Genomic DNA, 20,431 nt, shown 5'->3' with positions numbered 1-20,431 from the left:
CACGCTTGTCCATCTACTGTCTAGACATGCCTGGACAGGTACACAAGCATCATCGCATCGCCCGCGTCCTCGCCGACGAGATCCGCGCTGGAATACATACCGACGGCAGCAGACTCCCGGGCGAGCACGCCCTCACCCAGCGCTTCGGCGTCAGTCGCACCACCCTGCGGCAGGCGCTCCAGGTGCTCGGCGAGGAGGGACTCATCGCCACGCACGCCGGGATCGGCTCGTTCGTCACCTTCGACGGCGGGGCACCGCTGGACCACCGCCTGGGCTGGACCCGGGCGCTGGCGGAGCAGGGCACCGAGCTGTCGACGGAGACCGTCCGGTTCGAGCAGGTGACGGACGACGCGCTGGCCGCCGAGCTGGGGCTGGCATCGAACGCGTTCGTCGCCCTGGACCGGGTCAGGCGGCTGCCCGACGGGCAGGGCGTCTCCCTGGAGCACAGCAGGGTGCCGGCCACCGGAGAACTGGCCGGCCTGCCCGAGCGCGGCCTCGACGGGGGCTCGCTCAGCCGGACCCTGGTCGCCGCGGGCCGAGTCACCGAGTCCGGTGAGGGTCTGGTGACGGTGCGCGGGCTGGGCCCGGCCGAGGCCGCCCTGCTGCACCGCGCGCAGGGTGAGTCCTTCCTGCGCCTGAGCCAGGTGTACCGGGCCGCCGACGGCTCGGTGGTCGAGCACGTCACCAGCCTGCTCGACCCGGCCAGGTTCGAACTGCACATCCGATCAGGCCGAGGAGGCCGACTGTGACCGACCGGCTCGACCGCGCCCTCGGCGCCTACTACGGGCTCGCCCTCGGCGACGCCCTCGGCATGCCCACCCAGTCGATGTCCCGCCAGGACGTCGTGCGGTGCTACGGCACCCTCACCGGTTTCGTCCCCGCCCACCCCGACAACCCGATCAGCGGCGGGATGCCGGCCGGATCCGTCACCGACGACACCGACCAGGCCGTGATCGTGGGCCGGCTCATCGCCGAGGGCCGGGGCAGGATCGACCCGCTGCGACTCGCCCACGAACTGCTCGCCTGGGAGAAGGAGATGAAGGCCAAGGGCTCCTTCGACCTCCTCGGGCCCTCCACCAAGGCCGCCCTGGACGCGGTGGCCCGCGGTGTCCCGGCGCACGAGGCGGGGCGCACCGGCACGACGAACGGCGCCGCCATGCGCGTCACCCCGGTGGGCATCGCCCGCGCCGCCGAGCCGCTGGACACCTTCCTCGACCACGTCGTGGAGTCCTGCCAGGTCACGCACGACACGAACATCGGCATCGCGGGCGCCGCCGCGGTCGCCGCCGCCGTCAGCACCGGCGTCGGCGGTGGCACGCTGGAGCAGGCCGTGGCCGCCGCGGTGAGCGCGGCGCGCGCCGGTGCCCGGCGCGGGCACTGGGTCGCGGGGGCCGACATCGCCACCCGTGTGGCCTGGGCCTGGGACCTGGTCCGGGGCCTGCCGGAGGCCGAGGCGCTCGACCGGATCGTCACCCTGGTGGGCACCAGCGTCGCCAGCCAGGAGTCCGTGCCCGCCGCCTTCGCGGTCCTCTCCGTGGCCGACGGCGACCCCTGGCGGGCCGCCCTGCTCGCCGCCAACCTCGGCGGCGACAGCGACACCATCGGCGCGATCGCCGGTGCCGTCGCCGGGTCGGTCACCGGTCTCGCGGCGCTGCCCGCCGAGGCCGTGCGGACCCTCCGTACGGTCAACTCCCTCGACCTGGAAGCCCTGACGGGCGAGCTGCTCGCCCTGCGCTGACCGGCCCGCACCCGCCCCACGCGGCCCCCTCCTCCCCTCCCTCCCCCCTTCTCTCCCTTCCCGCCCGCTCCCCGCACACCGCAAGGAGGTACCGTCATGACCGCTTCGAAGACGAACGATCGCGTCGGCGCCGTTGAGACCCGAGGAATCGAGCCGGTTCCCGAAAGCGAACGGCACGGCCGGGCCGGCCAGATGTTCTGGACCTGGTTCGCCGCCAACATCAGCATCCTGGGCCTGCCCCTGGGCGCCACGCTCGTCGCCTTCCGCGGCCTGAACATCTGGCAGTCGGTGCTCGTCGCCGTCGTCGGGGCCTTCGGTTCCTTCGCGCTGGTGGGCGCCCTGAGTCTGGCGGGCAAGAAGGGCGGCGCGCCCGCCCTGACCCTCTCCCGTTCGGTCTTCGGCCAGCGCGGCAACGCGGGGCCGACCCTGATCAGCTGGCTCAGCCGGGTCGGCTGGGAGACGATCTCCACCACCACGGCGGCGTACGCGCTGCTGGCGTTGCTGGACACCGCGTTCGGCGTCGGCCGGAACACCGCGCTCACCGTCGTCTGCCTGCTGGTCTTCATCGGCTGCACGCTGCTGATCAGCGGCCTCGGGCACGCCACCATCATGTGGATCAACAAGTGGGCCACGGTCGTCTTCGGCCTGCTGAACCTGGTCGTGATGGGCTTCCTGGTCGCCACCGTCGACTGGACCAAGGTCCTCGACACCCCCGCGGGCCCGGTCAGCGGAGTGGTCGCGGGCGTCGGGTTCATCGCCTCGGGCACCGGCATCGGCTGGGCCAACGCCGGTGCGGACTACGCCCGCTACCTGCCCCGCGCGATCCCGGGCCGCAGGCTGATCACCGCCTCGGCGTTCGGCGCGGGCATCCCGCTGGTCCTGCTGATCTCGCTCGGCTCGCTGCTGTCGGCGGGCGACAAGTCCCTGGCCACCGCCTCCGACCCGGTCGCGGCGATCAACGCGATGCTGCCCTCCTGGATGGCGATCCCCTACCTCGTCGCGGCCTTCGGCGGACTGCTGATGTCGAACCACCTCTCCACCTACTCGGCCGGCCTGACGATGATCACCCTCGGGCTGCGGGTGCCGCGGGCCGCCGCCGTCACCCTCGACGTGGTGCTGATGTTCGCGGGCGGCATCTACTTCATGCTGATCGCCGACGACTTCTACGGGCCGTTCTCCACCTTCCTGACCCTGCTGGCCGTGCCCATCTCGGCCTGGATCGGAGTCATCGCGGTGGACTCGCTGTGGGGCCGCGCCTACGATCCCGAGGCACTGATGGACACCACCCGCACCAGCCGGTACTGGTACTCGGGCGGCTTCCGGCTCCCCGCCGTCGCGGGCTGGGCCGCCGCCATCGTCGCCGGCCTGCTCTTCACCAAGGCGTCGACCAGCGACACCGACGTGTGGTTCGCCGGCCCGCTCGCGGACACCTGGCTCGGGGTGAACGGGCTCGGCTGGGCCATCTCGATGGCCGTCGGCGCCGCGGTGTACGCGCTGTTCGGCCGCCGTCCCGGCGCCGCGGACCGCGACGGCGTGACCGACTCCCCCGCCCTTCAGGAGGCCCGGCGATGACCCGCCGACTCGTCCTCGCCGGCAATGTCATCGCCGACCTGGTCATCGAGGTGCCCGCGCTGCCCGAACGCGGCGGCGACGTCATCGGCACCCGCACCGAGACGACCGCGGGCGGCGGCTTCAACACCCTCGTCGCGGCCCGGCGCCTCGGCACGGAGGCCGTCCTCGCCGGGCTGCACGGCACGGGCCCGCACGGCGACCTGGTCCGGGAGGCGCTCGCGGCCGAACACATCGTGCCGCTGCTGCCCGCCCGTACGGACGGTGACACCGGCTTCACCGTGGCCCTGATCGACAGCGGCGGCGAACGGACCTTCGTCACCAGCTTCGGCGTCGAGGCCACCCTGACGCAGTCGGACGTCGACGCCGTAGCCGCGCGCCTGCGCCCCGGCGACCTGCTCCAGCTCTCCGGCTACGGGCTGGTCCTGCCGGGAAACGGCCCGCTGCTGTCCGCGTTCACGGCCGGGCTGCCGGCGGACGTCACCGTCTGTCTGGACCCGGCGCCGCTGGTGGCCGACATCCCCGAGGCCGTCCTGTCTGCCGTCCTGGCCCGCACGGACTGGCTCAGCGCCAACGCCCGCGAGGCCCGGCTGCTGTCCGGGCACGAGGACCCGCGGGCCGCCGCCACCGCGCTGCGGGACCGGCTGGCGCCGGGCGCGGGGGTGCTCGTCCGGGCCGACAAGGACGGCTGCTGGCTGGCGGCCCCCGGCCAAGCACCGACGCACGTGCCGGGGTTCCCCGTCCAGGCGGTGGACAGCAACGGCGCCGGAGACGCGCATGTCGGCTCGTTCCTCGCCCTGCTCGGGCAGGGGCACGACCCGCTGACCGCCGCGCGCGGGGCCAACGCGGCCGCCGCCTACGCGGTGACCCGAAGCGGCCCGGCAACCGCACCGGACCGCACGGAACTGGCCCGCTTCCTCGGAGACGACCCCCTCGGACGACAGCTCTTCGGCTAGGGTCCTGCGCGCCGGAGATGCGCGGGGACGCGCCGGAGCCGCGCGGAGACACGCCGGAGACCCGCCGGCGGAAGCGTCCGGGGCGTGGGGCCCCGACGGGAACCGACGCGACCAGCGCTCGTTCGGTACGCGGTCACGTCACGTGGGGCAGGGCGTCGGGGTGGGAAGGCGGCCTGCGTGGAAGGCAGTGGGCGAGAGTCCCATGAGCGTGCGGAAATCAGCCGTCAGGTGGGACTGGTCGTAGTAACCGGTGTCGACCGCGAGCGCCGCCCACGGTGCGGAGCCCACCCCGGCCAGCACGGTGCGGATCCGCTGGATGCGGGCGAAGCGCTTGGGTGTCAGGCCGACATGGCCGGTGAACAGGTCGCGCAGGTGGCGTTCGCTGACCGACAGCCGCCGGGCCAGTGCGGCGACCCGTTCACCGGGGGTGGACAGCGACGCGACGGCCTCGCGGAGGAGCAGGTCTCGGGGGTCCGCATCGCGGTGCACGCAGGTGAGCAGGGTGTCCTCGATTCCCCGCAGAACCGAGTCGAGACCGGTCAGTTCGTTGAGCCGCTGTTCCAGGCGGGCGGCGCGCTCCCCCCACAGTTCGGTGAGCGGTACGGCCTGGTCCCGTAGTTCGCTGACGGGGGCACCGAACACCGACCGCGCCGCACCGGGACGCAGGCGAGCCCTGATGCACATCGGCAGTTCCTTGCCCGGATGGTAGGACGCGCGGCTGCGTGGGCCCACCACGTGCAGGTCACCGCCCCGCGGGCCAGTCCTGCGGTACACCAGTGCGGTGGTGACGTCGGGCAGGTGCACCAGGGGCAGGTTCCTGTCGGGACGTATCAGTGTCACGTCTGCGATCCAGGGCCGGAGCGTGGGCATCGGGATCTTCGTCTCCACGTCGGCCACTCTACGGTCTGCCGTTTCTTCCTAGATCGGCCGGGCGGCGGCGCGGCAGGCTGGTTGCCATGATTCTTGTCACGGGTGCGACGGGCACCATAGGTACCGAAGTGGTCCGGCTCCTGGCCGGGCGGGGCGAGCGGGTCCGGGCCATGACACGGAACCCGGAGGGCGCGCATCTGCCGGCCGAGGTGGTGCGGGGCGACTTCGACGACCGTGACTCTCTCGTCGACGCGGTGGCCGGGGCCGACGCGGTCCTCCTGCTGGACGCCCCGGGACCCTGGATCGAGCGGCACGACCTGGCGATGCTCGACGTCGTGCGGGCCCACGGGGTCGGGAAGGCGGTCAAGGTGTCGGCCATCGGCACCGGCGAGCACAGCGAACTGAGGACCAGTGCCTGGCACCTTCCAGGTGAACGCGCCCTGCGAGCGGCGGGCACGGCCTGGACGGTCCTTCGGCCGAGCAGCTTCGCCACCAACACCCTGTCCTGGGCTCCCGCCATCCGGGCCGGGCAGCCTGTCGCCAACCTGACGGGGAAGGGCGCCCAGGGCGTGATCGATCCCCGGGATGTCGCCGAGGTCGCGGTCGCGGCGCTGACGGCACCCGGTCATTCGGGCAGGACCTACACGTTGACCGGTCCCGAGTTGCTGAGCACACCCGACCAGGTGGAGGTCTTGCGCAAGGTGCTCGGCCGCCCGGTCGAGGTCGTCGACGTACCGCTGGAGACGGCGAAGGAGCAGATGATCGCTGCCGGCCGGGACCCGGAGTTCGCCGAGGGCGCGCTGCGCGGGCAGCGGTTCGTCGCCGAAGGGGGAAACGCCCGGCTGACCGACGACGTGGCGGCCGTGCTCGGCCGCGGGCCCCGTACCTACGCGACCTGGGCCGCCGACCACCGGGCGGCGTTCGGCTGCTGAGGTCGGACTCGTGGTGTCGTAGGGGCTGACGCGGGGCGACAGCTCCGTGCGGCGCACCTCACGGGCGATCGCCCCCCGCCCACCAGGGCGTCGGCCGTCAGCCGTCAGCCGTCAGCCGTCAGCCGTCAGCCGTCAGCCGTCAGCGGGACGCCTACGGCGTGTCCTGATCCGTGGGGCCGTGCGGTTCCGGCCCGGTCGCGCGGGTGGCCCGGCGCCGGGCCACCCGCTGGAGGTAGCTCGTCCGCCGCCCCGGGTCGGTGGCGAGTTCCACCGCGGCATGGGCCAGCGCGGTCGCCCCGTCCAGGACGGCACGGTCTGCGCCCGGACTGGTCCCGTACCGGGTGAAGCCCTCGGTGTGCTGGAGTGCGCCGCCGGTGTCGTAGCCGATGCACGGGTGGAGCGACGGTACGGCGTGGGAGACGTTGCCCATGTCGGTGGAAGCCGTCAACTCGCCGTGCCGGGGGACCGGTTCGCGGCCCAGGGCGCGGGCGGCCCGTAGGTAGGCGGAGGTCAGGAACGGGTCCTGGCGCAGCTCGGCGAAGTCGTGGCCGTGCGGGGCGAGTTCCAGTTCCGCTCCGGTGGCCAGGGCGCCCGCCTCCAGGCAGGCCCGGACGCGCCGGCGGGCGGCGACGAGGTCGTCCATGGTGCGGGCGCGCACCTCGTAGCGTGCCCGCGCGCGTTCCGGGATGACGTTGACCGCGTGACCCGCCTCGTGGACCACGTCGTGGACCAGGGTTCCCGGCGGCAACTGCTGGCGCAGCATGCCGACGGCCGTGTGCGCCAGGACGGCGGCGTCGAGCGCGTTCACTCCTTCCCACGGGGCGAGCGCGGCGTGGGCCGGGGTGCCGCGGTAGGTGACGTCCCAGGCGCCGACGGCGAGCGACGAGGCCCCGACCGAGTCCTCCGGCGCCGCGTGCACCATCAGCGCGGCGGCGGCGTCGTCGAACACACCTGCCTCCAGCAGCGGTACTTTGCCGCCGATGTCCTCCTCCGCGGGGGTGCCCACGAGTTTCACAGTGATCCCGACGGCGTCCGCGACCGCCGCCAGGCCGAGCGCCGCGCCCACGGCCGCGGCGCCGTTGACGTTGTGCCCGCAGGCGTGCCCGATGCCCGGCAGCGCGTCGTACTCGGCGCACACGGCGATCACCAGGGCGCCCGTGCCGTAGGTGGCGACGAGGGCGGTGGGCAGTCCGGCCGCGCCCCGGGTCACCCGGAAGTCCGCGTCCGCCATGAGGGTGGCGATCTTCGCGGCCGAGCGGTGCTCCTGGAGCGCGGTCTCGGGTTCCGCGTGCAGGCTGTGGCTCAGGCCGATCAGGGCCTCCCGCCGGGAGTGGACGGCGGCCGTGACAGCCGCCAGCGCGTCTTCCCGCCTCGCGTCCGGACGTTCGTGCGTCATGCCGCCTCCTTGCTGGTGGTGAGACCGACGGTCCGGGTGGCCGGGCCCGGCCCGTCACCGCGGAACAGCAGGCCGAGCAGCGCCCCGCCCAGCGCCACCGCCGCGCACACCCCCCACGACCACAGGTAACCCGCCCCGGCCACACCGCCGTCGGCCCCGGGGTGAGCGGCGAACAGTGCGCTGATGACCGCCGCGCCGATCGCCGCTCCCAGGGACAGCGCCAGTTCGTTGATGCCCACGGACAGGGCCGTCTCCGTCTCCTCGACGACCTCCGCCGACAGCGTCCGTGTGACCGCTTCGAACATGCCCGTCGCCACGCCCACCAGCAGCGCCCCGACGAGATACTGCGGCAGTGAACCGTGGAACAGCGTCAGTGCCAGGAAGCCCAGGGCGCCGAGACCGCCGGTGAGGACCATCGTGGCCCGGTCGCCGACGCGCCGGGCCAGCCGGGGCGATGCCGTGGACCCGCAGAAGCCGGCGACGACCATCGCCAGGGACACCAGCGAGATCGCCTGTGACCCCAGGCCCATCCCGTAGCCGTCACCGTCCGGCTTGGCGCCGAGGAAGACGGCGTTGGCGCCGAGGAAGCCGATGGCGCCGAACGCGGCGCAGAAGGTGTGCGCGCTGACGATCGTGAGCCGCGGACTGCGCAGCAGTCCGAGGTCCACCAGCGGATGGTCCGACCGGTGTTCCACTCTCACCCACAGGGCGAGGAGGAGCACCGCGACCACGGCGGTGAGCAGGGACGACGCCGAGGCCCATCCCCAGGAGTCGCCCTCGGTGAGCACCAGGACCAGGGCGCCGAGACCGAGGGTCAGCAGGATGGCGGCCGGGGCGTTGAAGCGGCCCGCGCGCGGCGCGGAGCCGGCGGGCAGCACGAACGCCGCCACGAGGGCCAGGGCGCCGAAGGGGACGGCGGTCCACAGGCCCGCGAGGGCGTGCTCCTCACTCAGCGAGCCGGCGACGAGACCGCCGGTGCCGATGGACAGCAGCAGTGCGCCGACGAGCACCGACATCCCCGTACGGCCGTGTTCCGGGGCACGGGAGCGGAGGATTCCGGCGAGCAGCGGGAAGAAGCCCACGACAGCGCCCTGGAGCACCATGCCCAGCGCGAGCGTGGCCGTCGTGGGCCGCAGGGCGATCAGCAGCGAACCGGCCGCCACCATGGCGACCGCGATCCGCAGCAGCGGCCGGTGGCCCCAGAGGTCGCCCCAGCGGGACAGCAGCGGGGTCAGGACCGCGAACGCGAGCTGCGACAGCAGATACAGATTGCTCTGCCCCACCCCGCCGATGCCGACATGGTCGCCCACCGCCGGCAGCAGTGGTGTCAGGTACCCCTGGACGACTCCGCTGCAGACCACGATCGCCGTCATGACCGCGAGAAGTCCGCGACCACGGATGATGGCACACGTCACTGTCTCACCCTCTTCCCTTGGCTGGAGCGCGAAGTGGTGACTACAGTGCGAGCGCCGCTGGAACCGATCGCCAACTTCGCCAGAATCATGCGAGAAGGACGTCCGCGATGAAGGAATCGAGCAGCGTCACCGAACTCGACCTCGCCCTCGTGCACGCGCTCCAGATCCGGCCGCGTGCCGCGTGGACCGATCTCGCGCCTTCGCTGGGAGTGACGGCGGTGACGTTGGCCCGCCGCTGGGAGCGACTGACCGGGGAGGGGCTGGCATGGCTGTCCGCGGTCCCGGGCCCGGCGTTCTCCCGGACCCGGTGCAGCGCGTTCGTCCTCGTCAGGTGCCCGCCCGCGGCGCGGGAGCCCCTGGCCGCGCGGATCGCCGAGCTGGACGAGGCGGCGACGGTCGAACTGACCGCGCCGGGCGGTGCCGACCTGCTGCTGGACGTGCTGGCCCCTGACGTGGCAGGGGTGCACCGGTTCGTCGACGAGCGTCTGGCCCGGCTGCCCGGCGTGACGGCGGTGGACTGCCTGTTCGCCACCTCGCTCTACACCGAGGGCAGCCGGTGGCGGCTCGGTTCCCTGGACTCCGCCCAGCTCTCGGCCCTGGGGCGCCCGGACGGGACGGATCCGGACGGGGAGGCGCCCGCGGCCGCGCTCGGTGAAGTCGACCGCGAACTCCTCGAAGCCCTGGCCCGTGACGGGCGGCTCGGGCTGGCCGCGCTGGCCGAGCGCCTGGGAACCAGCGCCGCCACCGTCCGGCGCCGTCTCGGCAGGCTCACGCGCTCGGGGACGGTCGCCTTCCGCTGCGACACGTCCCGGGACCTGACGGGGCTTCCGGTGAGCGTGACCTTCCGCGGCCGGGCGCCGGTCCGGGAGGTCAACGGCCTGCACCGTACCCTGGCCACCCTGCCCGGCTGCCGGCTGGTCGCCGCCGTCACCGGCAGCGCCAACGTCCTCGCCACCTACTGGCTGCCCGGCATCGGAGGCGTCCAGCACCACGAGACGGTCATGTCCGCCCGCCTGCCGTCCCTGGAGATCACCGACCGGCTCATCGGTGCCCGTACCGTCAAGCGCATGGGCCACCTGCTGGACGCCGACGGGCGCCGCACCGCCACCCGGCCGATCCGGTCCTGGTAGACACGTGGTCGGCGTCCCGGCAGTGAGCGCGTGCTCGACGACACCGGCCGCCGCTCCCCCACCGCCGATCCGCCCGTACTCCATCTGGGCGGGACACGGCTGCCCGGCGGCTCCGTCGTCACGATGGACGGCGCGTCATGGGGGCGCGAGACCTAGGTCGATGGTCCGATGGGCTGGGCCGATGCGGTTCGTCACGCGTACTGGTCGGATAGCGAGGTGAGCGAACTTGTCAACGAGCCGGGGCCCGAAGTCCGTCTGCGTCTGGCCGAGGAGAGGAACGTCTGGCTGTGCACCGTGCGTCCGGACGGCTCTGCGCACGTCACGCCCGTCTGGTTCGTCTACCGGAACTCCCGGTGGTGGATCGGCTCGGATCTCGGCGCCGTCAAGGTGAGAAACATCCGCAAGGAGCCCCGTGTGTCCCTGGCTCTGGAGGACGGCCGGTTCCCGGTCGTCGCCGAAGGAGACGCGTTCTTGGTCCATGAGGGGTTCCCCCGCGAGATCGTGACCGCGTTCGAGCAGAAGTACGAGTGGGATGTGTCCGCTCCCACGCGCCCCGGAAGTGAGCGTGTGTTGCTGGAAGTACGTGTGCGTCGGTGGCTGTTGGCCGGCAAGGCCCAGTGAGGGGGCGCCGGGCCGAGTCCGGCGCCCCCGTGACTGGGCGCGCCGGGCCGCGTCCGGCGCCTGACCGAGCCCGGCGCCAAAGGCGAGGCGGGCGGGGCGGGCGGGGCCCGGCGCCGGCCGCCGGCCGTTCGCGTCCGCCGGGGAGGCGCCCCGCGTGGTTCGGCCGCGGGTGCGCCGTAGCGGGCTTTCGGTCCGGGTGCGCTTGTCTCACCCTCCGTCCCGTCCGGCACACGTGTCGTCGGGGCGCAGGCTGAGGAAGCCGTGGTCCAGTACGCGGCAGGTCTCCTCCAGGAGCCGTTCCCGTCCGGGTGCGTCCGGGGGCGCGTTGCGCATGGTGATGGTGAGTGCGGCCACCGCGGTGACGGCGCCGAGGCGTACGGGGTGGGAGTCGGGGGGCAGGCCCAGACGTTCGGCGATGCCCAGTTCGACGGCGTGTATGACCTTGCGGGTGAGTTGGGTGGCCTGGGCGGCCACGGCGGGGTTGCGGGCCATCACCTCGCGGACCACGGTGGCCCGGCTGCCGGGCCGGGGAGCGAAGGCGGTCGTGGTCATGGCCCACAGTGCCGCCCTGACCGGGCTTTCCTCGGGGGGCCTGGCCGCGATGAGGCCGGCGAGGTGGGAGTCGTCCGAGGCGTCCCAGGCGAGGAAGGCCTCGTCCTTGGTGGCGAAGTGGTTGAAGAACGTGCGCCGCGACACACCGGCGTCGGCGCAGATGTCGTCGATGGTGACGTTGTCCGCGCCGTGCAGCCCGGCGAGTCTGGTCGCCGAGTCGCGCAGGCGGGCCGTGGTGTCCCGCTTGCGGTCCTCTCGCCGGCTCGGTTCCCGCTGCTGTCGTTCACTCATCGGTCCGCCCGCCTTGTCCACGTCGCCCGCCATTTCGTTGCACTGACTGCACTCCAAGGTTATCGTCCTCAGTGAGTGCAATGAGTGCACCTGTCGTGCGCTCGCCTGAGTGCAATCAGTGCAGCGAAGAGGGCGGAGGCTTTCCATGACCGAGTACGCGTTCAAGAAGACCGGGCGGGAACTGTCGAACTGGGGCCGCTGGGGCGACGACGACGAGAGGGGCACGCTGAACTTCGTCACCCCGAAGACGGTGAAGGAGGCGCTCACCTCCGTACGCACCGGCCTGCGGTACGAGCTGAGCATCCCGGTGGGCGCCGAGGGGCCGCAGACCGGCTGGATGCGGCGGATCAACCCGCTCCACACCATGACCGTGACCCCGCACGACTTCAGCGCGCCCGAAGGACTCGTCGTCAGCGACGACTTCATCACCATGCCCCTGCAGTCCGGCACCCAGCTCGACGGCCTCACCCACGTCGGCTACGACGGGGCCTTCTACAACGGTGTGCCGGCCGACGCCGTCACGCCGGCGCGCGGGGCCACCCGCAACGCCATCGACGCGAGCCTCCCGGGCTTCACCGGCCGGGGCGTCCTCCTCGACGTGGCCGCGCTGGAGGGTGGGGAATGGCTGCCCGCGGGCCGCTCGGTCACCGTGGCCGACCTGGAACGCGCCGAGGAGAGCGCGGGCGTCCGGCTCAGGACCGGCGACGCCCTCCTCGTCCGCACCGGCTGGCTGCGCAAGGGCCTCACCGAAGGCTGGCAGGACTGGCTGAAGGAGGAACCCGGACTCGACCCCGCCTGCGCCCGGTGGATCCACGACCGGGAACTGGCGATGGTGGCCTGCGACAACTGGGGCGTGGAGGTCCAGCCGGCGAGCGACGGCCTCATCCCGCTGCACGCCGTGCTCATCAGGGACATGGGCATGATGCTCGGTGAGATGTGGCAGCTCGACGACCTCGCCGAAGCCTGCCGCGCCGACGGGCACTGGGACTTCTTCCTCACGGCCGCTGCGCTGCGCATCACCGGCGGGGTCGGTTCTCCCGTCAGCCCGGTCGCCGTCCGCTGACGCGGGGGCGCCCGCGTGGACCGGGCACCGCTCACCTTTCCACCAGCCCGCGTGGCCGGCCGCCTGCCCAGCGGCGCCACCGACCGGCCACTGGGGAGGGGCGGAGGCGCCCGCAGCCCGCCGACATCCTGATCGGTCTGCGGGTCCGGGCGCGGATCAAGCGTTGGGGCTCCTGCTGCGGGGCGTGTTCCTCGCGCTGTGGGTGGGCCAGTGGCTCGTGGGTACCTTGAACCGGGGCAGCGCCGACGTGGTCTCCACGGCTCTGTTCCGGTTCGTCGTCCTGGTGGTGGGCGGTTGTCCCCGGCTGCAGGCCGCCCAGGTGCAGCGGCTCGTCGGCCGGCAGGGCGAGTACCGCACCACGGTGTCCCCGGCCGGGATCACCGCCAGGAGCGACTACAGCACGCTCATCCAGAAGTGGTCGGTCCTCCGGGGCTACCGGGAGACACGCGGCCGCCTCGTCCTGCTGAGCCGGGACCCCGACATCGTGTGCCTGGAGGTCCTGCCCAAGCACGCGCTGAGCACGGCCGAGGACATCGACCGCCTGCGGGCCCTCCCGGCCCGGCACACCACCCGTGTCTGACGTACGTGTCCGTGGAAGAGACCCGCACCGGCGTGTCGTGATCCACGCGGAGAGGCTGCGGAACTGGATCCCGGACCGCCTTTGCGCCAGGGTCATCCGGCGAGGAAACGCAACAGCTCGGCGGTGACGAACCGCGGGTTCTCCTCGACGAGCCAGTGCCCGGCCTTCGGCACGTCCACCGCCCGCACGATGTCGGTCATGCGCGGGGCCACCGTGCCCCGGATCGCGTCGAGTTGCCCTTGGGCGGTCATGAGCAGAGCGGGGACGCGTACCGGTGCTGCCGCCACGGTGTCGCGGACGTCCTTGCCGAGGGCGCGGTAGAGCTCGAAGCCGCCCGACAGGGCCTTGGGCCGGCTGTAGGTCCGTGCGTACTCGTCGATCTCGGTGGTGGTGAACGGGGACCGGTCGGAGGTGCCACCGAACGCCGTGCCCCCGAACGAGACCTGGGGATAGAACAGCGCCAGGTACTCGCGGACGTGGTCGCCCACGACCGTCTCGGGGATCCGTCGCTGGGAGTGGAAGGCGATGTGCCAGCTCAGTGAGCGGTAGGTGCGCGCATCGATCACGGGCCCGGGCAGCGGCAGGTCGAGGTAGCCGAGGCGTGCGGTGTCGTCGGGGAACCGGCTTGCGTACTGGAATGCCACCGCGGCGCCGAAATCGTGCCCGACGACACGCGCGTCACGCACCCCGAGCCGGTCGGCGATCAGCGTGTGCACGTACCGCGCCAGCGTGGCTTTGTCGTACCCGGTCGGTGAGCCGGTGCTGTCTCCCAGGCCGGGGAGGTCGACGGCGTAGACGGTGTGGTGCTCGGCGAGTTCCGGCATGACGGGCCACCAGCCGTACCAGGTCTGCGGCCAGCCGTGGATCAGTACGACCGGCGTGCCGCTGCCGCCGGTGACGTAATGCATGCGGACGCCGTCGACGTCGGCGAACCCGTGCCGGAAGGTGTGCTCGAACCGGGGATCGCCCTGGGTGACGGCGGCGTAGGCGGGAACGTCGTCGTCCGCCGCCGGTGCGGAGCAGGCGGCGGTGGCGATCGTGAGGAGGAGGGTGAGCAGGACGACCGTCACCGTGTGCGCGGATCGGAGGGAGGGGCGCGGCGACGGCCGTGGTGCGGTGATCATGGGTTCCTGTCCTGGAGGAGGTGGGTCGACGGCCGGTCGTGCCGTCGGGACGGGTTCGCGGAGGATGTGTGCGCGGCTCGCTTGCCGGCCGGTGGAGAACGTCGGGCCGAGCAGGTCCGAGGCACAGCGGCTGTTCGCGAGTGGCTCTCGGGCCGCTGCGCGCCCAGTCTCGCCAGGCGCCCCGAGACCTGGCACGGGATCTTGCGGTTACGGCAAGATGGCCGGATGGATCGCAAGACGGACGACGACGTCCTCGACGCGGTGGGGCCGCGGCTTCGCACGCTGCGTCGTGACCGCGGCATCACCCTCGCCGACCTCGCGGCGACGACCGGGGTGTCGCAGAGCACTCTGTCCAGACTGGAGAGCGGGCAGCGCCGGCCGAGCCTGGAACTGCTGCTGCCGCTGGCGCGTACCTACGGCGTTCCGCTGGACGATCTCGTGGGTGCCCCGCGCACGGGCGACCCGCGGATCCACCTCAAGCCGATCAGGCGATTCGGGATGACGTTCGTGCCCCTGTCCCGGCGACCGGGCGGGGTGCACGCGTTCAAGATGATCATTCCCGGCCCGCCGGAACCACTCGAACCGACTCCGCAGACCCATGAAGGCTTCGAGTGGCTCTACGTGCTCAACGGGCGCCTGCGGCTCGTGATCGGTGAGCGCGACCTGACGCTGCCGCCCGGTGAGGCAGCCGAGTTCGACACGTCCCTGCCCCACTGGCTGGGCAGCGCCGACGGCGGCGTGGTGGAGCTTCTCATCCTGTTCGGCCTGCAAGGGATGCGTGCACACGTACGCACCGACCCTCATCGATCGCCGCAGGCCGGGAACCGGCGGTGAACTCAGCGGGAGACTCCGTGCGCGCGTCGGTGGCGGGAAGGCGGCGGCCTGGATCGGCGTCGGGCACGCCGGCGGCAACTCCTGACAGGGCGTCAGAGTACTTACTCCGCCTCGCTGTTGCGCCGGCCGGGACCGCTCCTCGGGGTCGGGCCGGCCGCGCGTGGAGCCCGTAGGGAAGCCGAGGTCAGGCCGATGCCCGCGGCACCGCAGCCGACGGCCGCGCACAACAGGAGCGCGCTCCCGGGGCCGGGGGCGTTCGCGAGCCGGCCCAGTACGTTGTTCGCCACCACCAACGCCGAGCTCTGCACGAGCGACAGCAGCGACTGGACCCGGGACAGGTGTGTGTCCGGGGCGCCGGCCAGTACCAGTGGGCCCATGTGACACGCGAACACACCCGACCCCGCACCGACGACCACTGCCGCGGCAACGGCTGCGGCAGGTGCTGGAGCCGCCGCCAGTCCGGCCAGTCCCACCGAGGCGAGCGCCAGGCCGAGGCTCGCGCCCGTGCCGATCCGGCGGACCGGCCCCACGCGGGCGGTCAGGAGCGCGGCGAAGAGTATTCCGGCGCCCTGCCCGGCGGCGACCAGGCCCGCCGTTCCCGGCCCCCAGCCGTTGGAACGGACCAGCAGCGGGCCGAGCAGCGAGACCGCCGGCAGCAGCGCCGCCGCGGCCGCGGCCGTCAGCAGCAACGCGGTGCGCAGGACGGGGTCCGCCGCCGCGAGCTTCAGCCCGTCGGTGATCCCCGCGAGCACGCTCTCCGCACGAGGAGCCCGCTCCGCCCCGGCCGCCGGGCGCACCCACACCATGACGGCCAGGACGGCGACGAAACTGCCCGCGTCGACCAGGGCCGTCCCGCCCAGGCCGGAAGCGGCCACCAGCGCCGCCCCCAGCGGGGCCCCGAGCAGTGCGGCCACCTGACCGCCGGCCTGCCGCAGAGCCATCGCACGGGGGAGCTGTTCCTTGCTCACCAGGCGGCGCGGCATGGATCCCGTCGCGGGGAGACAGAACGCGTCGACGGTCCCGACCACAGCGGCGAACCCGAGGAGCATCCACAGCGACGTCCCCCACATCCGGGTCGCCAGAGCCAGGGCGAGTCCAGCCGCGAGCATCGCGGCATCGCCCGTGATCAGCACGCGGCGGGCGCCGAAGCGGTCGCCCACCGCCCCGCCCAGCAGCAGGAGCACGGTCCGCGGCAGCGTGATCGCGGTCAGCACCAGCGCGGCCGCCTGACCGCCGTGGGCACTGGCGGCCCAGCCGAGAGCGAAGTAGAGGGCCGCGTCACCGACCAGAGAGGCGCAGGTCCCCGCGAGCCAGAGAACGTACGACCGGGGAAGAACGGTTCGCGAGGGGGGAGGGGTGACGGGTTCCGTGGTGCCGAGTGATGCCATGGCCGCCGACCATAGGGCCCTCGACCTGGTCGAGGGCCAGCCCGCAGCGCTGCGGTCACTGCGCGGGATGTTCTCGGCCTGGCTGCCCGCCGACCGCCGTGAAGCCGTTCGGCACGCGGTCTCCCGGTCGCGTCACGCCCTGTCGCGCGCCCGTCCCCGCATCCTGTGGTGCGGGGACGGGCGTACGGGTGCCGGGCTCAACTCGCCCGGAGGAACGGGTAGTCGGTGTAGCCCTCGGCGCCGGGCGCGTAGAACAGTTCCGGGCGCGGCGCGTTCTCCGGGTGCTCGCCCTGCCAGCGCTCGACCAGGTCGGGGTTGGCGATGACCGCGCGGCCCACGGCGACGGCGTCGGCGTGCGCGGCCTCGATCAGTTCCACCGCCTCCGCGCGCGTGGTCGGCGAGGAGAAGCCGCTGTTGACGACGAGCTTGCCGTCGAAGCGGCGGCGCAGCTCCTGGACCAGTTCGCCGGCGGGGTCCCGGTGCAGGACGGAGAGGTACGCCAGGCCCAGCGGGCGCAGCTGGTCCATCAGGTGTCCGTAGGTGGCCAGTACGTCGTCCCGGTCGGTCTCCAGGGCGTCCTGGATGTTGTGCTCCGGCGAGATCCGCAGCCCGACCCGTCCGGGGCCGACGGCCTCGGCCACCGCCGTCACCACCTCGACGACGAAGCGTGCCCGGTTCTCGGGAGAGCCGCCGTACTCGTCGGTGCGCCGGTTGGACGCCGGGGAGAGGAACTCGTGCAGCAGGTAGCCGTTGGCGCCGTGGATCTCCACGCCGTCCAGGCCCGCCTCCTCCACCGCCCGGCGGGAGGCGGTGACGAAGTCGTCGAGGGCCGCCCGTGCCTCCTCGGCGGTCAGCGCGTGCGGCACCGGGTAGGGCTGCTTGCCCTTCTCCGTGTGGCCTTCGCCGTCGAGCGCGATCGCGCTGGGGGCGACGACCCGGCGGCCGCCGTTGACGTCCGGGTGGGTGACCCGGCCACCGTGCATCACCTGCATCACGATGCGCCCGCCGCGGGCGTGCACCGCCTCGGCGACCCGCCGCCAGCCGGCCACCTGCTCGTCGGTGACGATGCCGGGCTGGCCGACGAAGGCCTGCGACTCGTGGTTCGGGTACGTGCCCTCGGTGACGATCAGCCCGATACTCGCCCGCTGCCGGTAGTGCTCCACCACCAGGTCCCCGGGAACGCCGGAGGAACCGGACCGCATCCGGGTGAGCGGGGCCATGACGACCCGGTTGCCGAGTTCGACGTCTCCCAGGGAGACGGGCGTGAAGATGTTCATGTGCGGGTGCAACAGAATCCGCGTGATCAGGATTTCCGGATGCGCCGACTGCGACGGACGTCACTGTCGATCATGGGGTTCGATCACGGAGTTCGATCACGGAGTCTGATGACGGAACGCCTGAATCCATAAATCAGATTGCCTTCAACGGAAACATCTGTTGGACAGGTTTTCAGCCGCGTCCAAGGATGTCCCGTGCGGTAGCACAGTCAACGCGACACCGGGATGGACTACCGCCTGAGTGGAGGCTGAAGTGCCCAGTGAAGAAACTGAAGTAGTCGTCGTCGGGGCGGGCCAGGCCGGCGTCGCGGTGAGTGAGCACCTGGGGGCGCACGGGATCCCGCACATCGTCCTCGAGCGGCACCGTATCGCCGAGCGGTGGCGCTCGGAGCGGTGGGACTCCCTGGTCGCGAACGGGCCCGCCTGGCACGACCGGTTCCCGGGGCTCGAGTTCGCCGACGTCGATCCCGACGGTTTCGCCTCGAAGGAGCAGGTCGCGGACTACCTCGTCGCGTACGCCGAGAAGATCGGCGCCCCGGTCCGCAGCGGTGTCGAGGTCACCTCGGTGCGCAAGAAGGCCGGCCGGCCCGGCTTCCGGGTCGAGACGTCCGAGGGCTCCATCGACGCGCGCTTCGTCGTGGCCGCGACCGGCCCGTTCCAGCGGCCGGTGATCCCGCCCATCGTCCCGGACGGCGCCGTCCCCGTGCAGATCCACTCCAGCGGGTACCGCAATCCCCGGCAGTTGCCCGAGGGTGCGGTCCTCGTGGTGGGTGCCGGCTCCTCGGGGGTCCAGATCGCCGACGAGCTGCGCCGGTCCGGTCGCCGGGTCTTCCTCTCCGTCGGCCCGCACGACCGTCCTCCGCGCCAGTACCGCGGACGTGACTTCTGCTGGTGGCTCGGGGTGCTCGGGATCTGGGACGCGCAGACGCCGCCCCAGGGCGCCGAACACGTCACCATCGCGGTCAGCGGCGCCCGCGGTGGCCACACCGTGGACTTCCGTGCCCTGGCCGGCACCGGTGTCGAGCTGGTCGGCATGACCGCGTCGTACGAGGACGGCGTCCTGCGCTTCGCGCCGGACCTCGCCACGAACATCTCGCTCGGCGACGACAAGTACCTCGCGTTCCTGGCGGCGGCCGACGCGTACGTCGAGCGCAACGGGCTCGACCTCCCCGAGGAGCCGGAGGCCCATGTCCTGGGGCCGGACCCGGACTGCGTGAGCAGCCCCCTCCTGGAACTCGACCTGGCCGGGGCCGGCGTCACCTCGATCGTCTGGGCGACGGGCTTCGCCACCGACTACAGCTGGCTCCAGGCCGACGCCTTCGACGAGAAGGGCCGGCCGGACCACCGTCGAGGAGTCTCCTCGGAGCCCGGGGTCTACTTCCTGGGCCTGCCCTGGCTCTCCCGCCGCGGGTCCAGCTTCATCTGGGGGGTGTGGCACGACGCCAGGTATGTCGCCGACCACATCGTCACCCAGCGGGGCTACCTCGCGTACGGCACCACCGACCGGCCCGGCGTCGCGCCGGCGGTCCAGAACGACTGAGGAGCAGCTGATGACGTCCACGAGCGAGGGCCGCCGGGCGAAGGACCCGATCGTCGCCGGCGGGCACACCCGGATCCGTCCGTTCAACACACGCGACACGTATCCCGAGCAGAGCCTCGACAACGACCTGTGCCAGGCCGTCGTCGCCGGCGACACGGTGTACGTGCGGGGGCAGATCGGCCAGGACCTCGACACCAGCGAGTCCGTGGGCATCGGCGACGCCGAGGCCCAGGCCGAGCAGGCCATGGCCAACATCAAGATGCTGCTCGAAGAGGCGGGCAGCCGCATGGAGCACCTGGTCAAGCTGACCATCTACCTCATCGACCCGCGCTACCGCGAGGCGGTCTACCGCACCGTGGGCCGCTGGACCAAGGGCGTGCACCCCATCTCCACCGGCCTGGTGGTCTCCGCCCTCGCCCGCCCGGAGTGGCTGTGCGAGATCGACGCGATCGCCGTGATCCCCGAGGAGGACCGGGCATGACCATGTCCCTGGTGGTACGCGACGGCGAACGCTTCGGCATCGTGGCCAGCTCGTCGTCCCCGGCGGTCGCCGCCCGCGTCACCCATCTGCGGCCCGGCGTCGGCGCGGCGACCTCGCAGAACATCACCGACCCCACACTCGGCACGGACCTGCTGGACGGGCTCGCGGACCACGGCGACGCGGAACGCGCCCTGGCCGGCGTCACCGGCGCCGGGCGGAACGCGAAGACCATCGAGTACCGGCAGCTGACCGTGCTGGGCCGCTGCGGCCCCGGGTTCGCCCACAGCGGCGCGCGCACGCTCGGCACGTACGCCTCGGCCACCGCGGACGGCGCGGTGGCGGCCGGCAACATGCTCTCCGGCAAGCACATACCCGGCGTCCTGCTCGACGCGTACGCGGCGGCGTCCGGGGAGCTGGAGGAGCGCCTGCTCGCCGCCCTGAAGGCCGCCGTCGCGGCGGGCGGCGAGGAGGGGCCGGTGCACTCCGCGGGCCTGGCGGTCGTCGCGGACGTGGACTGGCGGGTGACCGACCTGCGGGTGGACTGGGCCGATGATCCCGTGGACCGGCTCGGGGAACTCCTCGACGTCTGGCTGCCGCAGCGGGACGACTACGTGCGCCGCGGACTGGACCCCGCCTCCGCTCCCTCGTACGGCGTCCCGGGCGACCTGTGATGG

21 protein-coding genes are annotated in these 20,431 nt (G+C 72.8%); 14 read left to right on the top strand and 7 right to left on the bottom strand.

Features of this window, described 5'->3' with window-relative positions; all coding sequences use genetic code 11:
* Positions 1 to 26 precede the first annotated feature (26 nt).
* The 4 genes from AB0G56_RS17335 to AB0G56_RS17320 all read left to right on the top strand — a co-directional run bounded on the left by AB0G56_RS17335 (position 27) and on the right by AB0G56_RS17320 (position 4,263).
* On the top strand, positions 27 to 749 hold the full coding sequence (locus AB0G56_RS17335; RefSeq protein WP_360969932.1) for a GntR family transcriptional regulator: 723 nt from the start codon (positions 27 to 29) through the stop codon (positions 747 to 749).
* Positions 746 to 1,738, top strand: a complete 993-nt coding sequence (locus tag AB0G56_RS17330; protein ID WP_360969930.1) for an ADP-ribosylglycohydrolase family protein — start codon at positions 746 to 748, stop codon at positions 1,736 to 1,738. The genes AB0G56_RS17335 and AB0G56_RS17330 overlap by 4 nt, the downstream gene beginning before the upstream one ends.
* Before the next feature lie 96 nt (positions 1,739 to 1,834).
* A complete protein-coding gene (locus AB0G56_RS17325) occupies positions 1,835 to 3,310 on the top strand; it encodes a cytosine permease (protein ID WP_360969928.1) in 1,476 nt (491 codons plus the stop codon).
* Positions 3,307 to 4,263: a PfkB family carbohydrate kinase gene (locus AB0G56_RS17320; protein ID WP_360969927.1), complete on the top strand. Its 957-nt coding sequence runs from the start codon at positions 3,307 to 3,309 to the stop codon at positions 4,261 to 4,263. The genes AB0G56_RS17325 and AB0G56_RS17320 overlap by 4 nt, the downstream gene beginning before the upstream one ends.
* 138 nt (positions 4,264 to 4,401) lie before the next feature.
* Here the strand turns inward: AB0G56_RS17320 and AB0G56_RS17315 are convergent, their stop codons facing one another.
* Positions 4,402 to 5,151, bottom strand: coding sequence for a helix-turn-helix domain-containing protein (locus tag AB0G56_RS17315; RefSeq protein WP_360969925.1), 750 nt, complete (start codon positions 5,149 to 5,151; stop codon positions 4,402 to 4,404).
* Between the two features lie 68 nt (positions 5,152 to 5,219).
* Here AB0G56_RS17315 and AB0G56_RS17310 point away from each other — a divergent pair, with 68 nt between their 5' ends.
* Positions 5,220 to 6,065, top strand: a complete 846-nt coding sequence (locus AB0G56_RS17310; protein ID WP_360969923.1) for an NAD(P)H-binding protein — start codon at positions 5,220 to 5,222, stop codon at positions 6,063 to 6,065.
* 151 nt (positions 6,066 to 6,216) lie between these two features.
* Here AB0G56_RS17310 and AB0G56_RS17305 read toward each other — a convergent pair whose 3' ends face one another.
* Entirely contained in the window at positions 6,217 to 7,461 is a 1,245-nt protein-coding gene (locus tag AB0G56_RS17305) for an amidohydrolase (protein WP_360969921.1), read from the bottom strand.
* The gene (locus AB0G56_RS17300) at positions 7,458 to 8,834 is read right to left on the bottom strand and encodes an MFS transporter (RefSeq protein WP_360969919.1); all 1,377 of its coding nucleotides are present in this window, start codon (positions 8,832 to 8,834) and stop codon (positions 7,458 to 7,460) included. The genes AB0G56_RS17305 and AB0G56_RS17300 overlap by 4 nt, the downstream gene beginning before the upstream one ends.
* A gap of 149 nt (positions 8,835 to 8,983) precedes the next feature.
* Here AB0G56_RS17300 and AB0G56_RS17295 point away from each other — a divergent pair, with 149 nt between their 5' ends.
* The 3 genes from AB0G56_RS17295 to AB0G56_RS17285 are packed head-to-tail and all read left to right on the top strand — an operon-like array spanning position 8,984 to position 10,627.
* Positions 8,984 to 10,006 (top strand): AsnC family transcriptional regulator, encoded by a 1,023-nt coding sequence (locus AB0G56_RS17295; protein WP_360969917.1) that lies wholly within the window; start codon positions 8,984 to 8,986, stop codon positions 10,004 to 10,006.
* A gap of 30 nt (positions 10,007 to 10,036) precedes the next feature.
* Positions 10,037 to 10,162 (top strand): hypothetical protein, encoded by a 126-nt coding sequence (locus AB0G56_RS17290; protein WP_360969915.1) that lies wholly within the window; start codon positions 10,037 to 10,039, stop codon positions 10,160 to 10,162.
* 12 nt (positions 10,163 to 10,174) lie between these two features.
* The gene (locus AB0G56_RS17285; RefSeq protein WP_360969913.1) at positions 10,175 to 10,627 is read left to right on the top strand and encodes a pyridoxamine 5'-phosphate oxidase family protein; all 453 of its coding nucleotides are present in this window, start codon (positions 10,175 to 10,177) and stop codon (positions 10,625 to 10,627) included.
* A 207-nt stretch (positions 10,628 to 10,834) separates the two neighbouring features.
* Here the strand turns inward: AB0G56_RS17285 and AB0G56_RS17280 are convergent, their stop codons facing one another.
* Positions 10,835 to 11,470 carry a TetR/AcrR family transcriptional regulator gene (locus AB0G56_RS17280; RefSeq protein WP_360969911.1) on the bottom strand — a complete coding sequence of 212 codons (636 nt, stop codon included), beginning with the start codon at positions 11,468 to 11,470 and terminating at the stop codon, positions 10,835 to 10,837.
* Between the two features lie 145 nt (positions 11,471 to 11,615).
* Between AB0G56_RS17280 and AB0G56_RS17275 the strand changes: the two genes are divergently transcribed.
* Entirely contained in the window at positions 11,616 to 12,533 is a 918-nt protein-coding gene (locus tag AB0G56_RS17275) for a cyclase family protein (protein ID WP_360969909.1), read from the top strand.
* Between the two features lie 163 nt (positions 12,534 to 12,696).
* The gene (locus AB0G56_RS17270; protein WP_360969908.1) at positions 12,697 to 13,113 is read left to right on the top strand and encodes a YcxB family protein; all 417 of its coding nucleotides are present in this window, start codon (positions 12,697 to 12,699) and stop codon (positions 13,111 to 13,113) included.
* Positions 13,114 to 13,205: 92 nt separating this feature from the next.
* Here the strand turns inward: AB0G56_RS17270 and AB0G56_RS17265 are convergent, their stop codons facing one another.
* A complete protein-coding gene (locus tag AB0G56_RS17265; RefSeq protein ID WP_360969906.1) occupies positions 13,206 to 14,237 on the bottom strand; it encodes an alpha/beta hydrolase in 1,032 nt (343 codons plus the stop codon).
* 225 nt (positions 14,238 to 14,462) lie between these two features.
* Between AB0G56_RS17265 and AB0G56_RS17260 the strand changes: the two genes are divergently transcribed.
* Positions 14,463 to 15,071, top strand: a complete 609-nt coding sequence (locus AB0G56_RS17260) for an XRE family transcriptional regulator (RefSeq protein WP_360969904.1) — start codon at positions 14,463 to 14,465, stop codon at positions 15,069 to 15,071.
* 101 nt (positions 15,072 to 15,172) lie between these two features.
* Here the strand turns inward: AB0G56_RS17260 and AB0G56_RS17255 are convergent, their stop codons facing one another.
* Together AB0G56_RS17255 and AB0G56_RS17250 are read right to left on the bottom strand one after the other, a co-directional pair.
* The gene (locus AB0G56_RS17255) at positions 15,173 to 16,459 is read right to left on the bottom strand and encodes an MFS transporter (RefSeq protein ID WP_360969902.1); all 1,287 of its coding nucleotides are present in this window, start codon (positions 16,457 to 16,459) and stop codon (positions 15,173 to 15,175) included.
* Between the two features lie 197 nt (positions 16,460 to 16,656).
* On the bottom strand, positions 16,657 to 17,736 hold the full coding sequence (locus AB0G56_RS17250) for an alkene reductase (RefSeq protein WP_360969900.1): 1,080 nt from the start codon (positions 17,734 to 17,736) through the stop codon (positions 16,657 to 16,659).
* A gap of 253 nt (positions 17,737 to 17,989) precedes the next feature.
* Here AB0G56_RS17250 and AB0G56_RS17245 point away from each other — a divergent pair, with 253 nt between their 5' ends.
* From AB0G56_RS17245 to AB0G56_RS17235, 3 genes are read left to right on the top strand one after another with little or no spacing between them, the layout of a single operon-like run.
* Positions 17,990 to 19,276, top strand: coding sequence for an NAD(P)/FAD-dependent oxidoreductase (locus tag AB0G56_RS17245; protein ID WP_360969898.1), 1,287 nt, complete (start codon positions 17,990 to 17,992; stop codon positions 19,274 to 19,276).
* Positions 19,277 to 19,286: 10 nt separating this feature from the next.
* Positions 19,287 to 19,757, top strand: coding sequence for a RidA family protein (locus AB0G56_RS17240; protein ID WP_360969896.1), 471 nt, complete (start codon positions 19,287 to 19,289; stop codon positions 19,755 to 19,757).
* The gene (locus AB0G56_RS17235; protein WP_360969894.1) at positions 19,754 to 20,428 is read left to right on the top strand and encodes a DUF1028 domain-containing protein; all 675 of its coding nucleotides are present in this window, start codon (positions 19,754 to 19,756) and stop codon (positions 20,426 to 20,428) included. Before AB0G56_RS17240 ends, AB0G56_RS17235 begins: the two co-directional genes overlap by 4 nt.
* The last annotated feature ends 3 nt before the right edge of the window (positions 20,429 to 20,431 follow it).

Origin of the sequence: Streptomyces sp. NPDC021356, assembly GCF_040641015.1 — a bacterium.
Classification (GTDB): domain Bacteria; phylum Actinomycetota; class Actinomycetes; order Streptomycetales; family Streptomycetaceae; genus Streptomyces.
The sequence above is the reverse complement of the archived record's forward strand: the minus strand, read 5'-3'. Positions and strand labels throughout refer to the sequence as shown.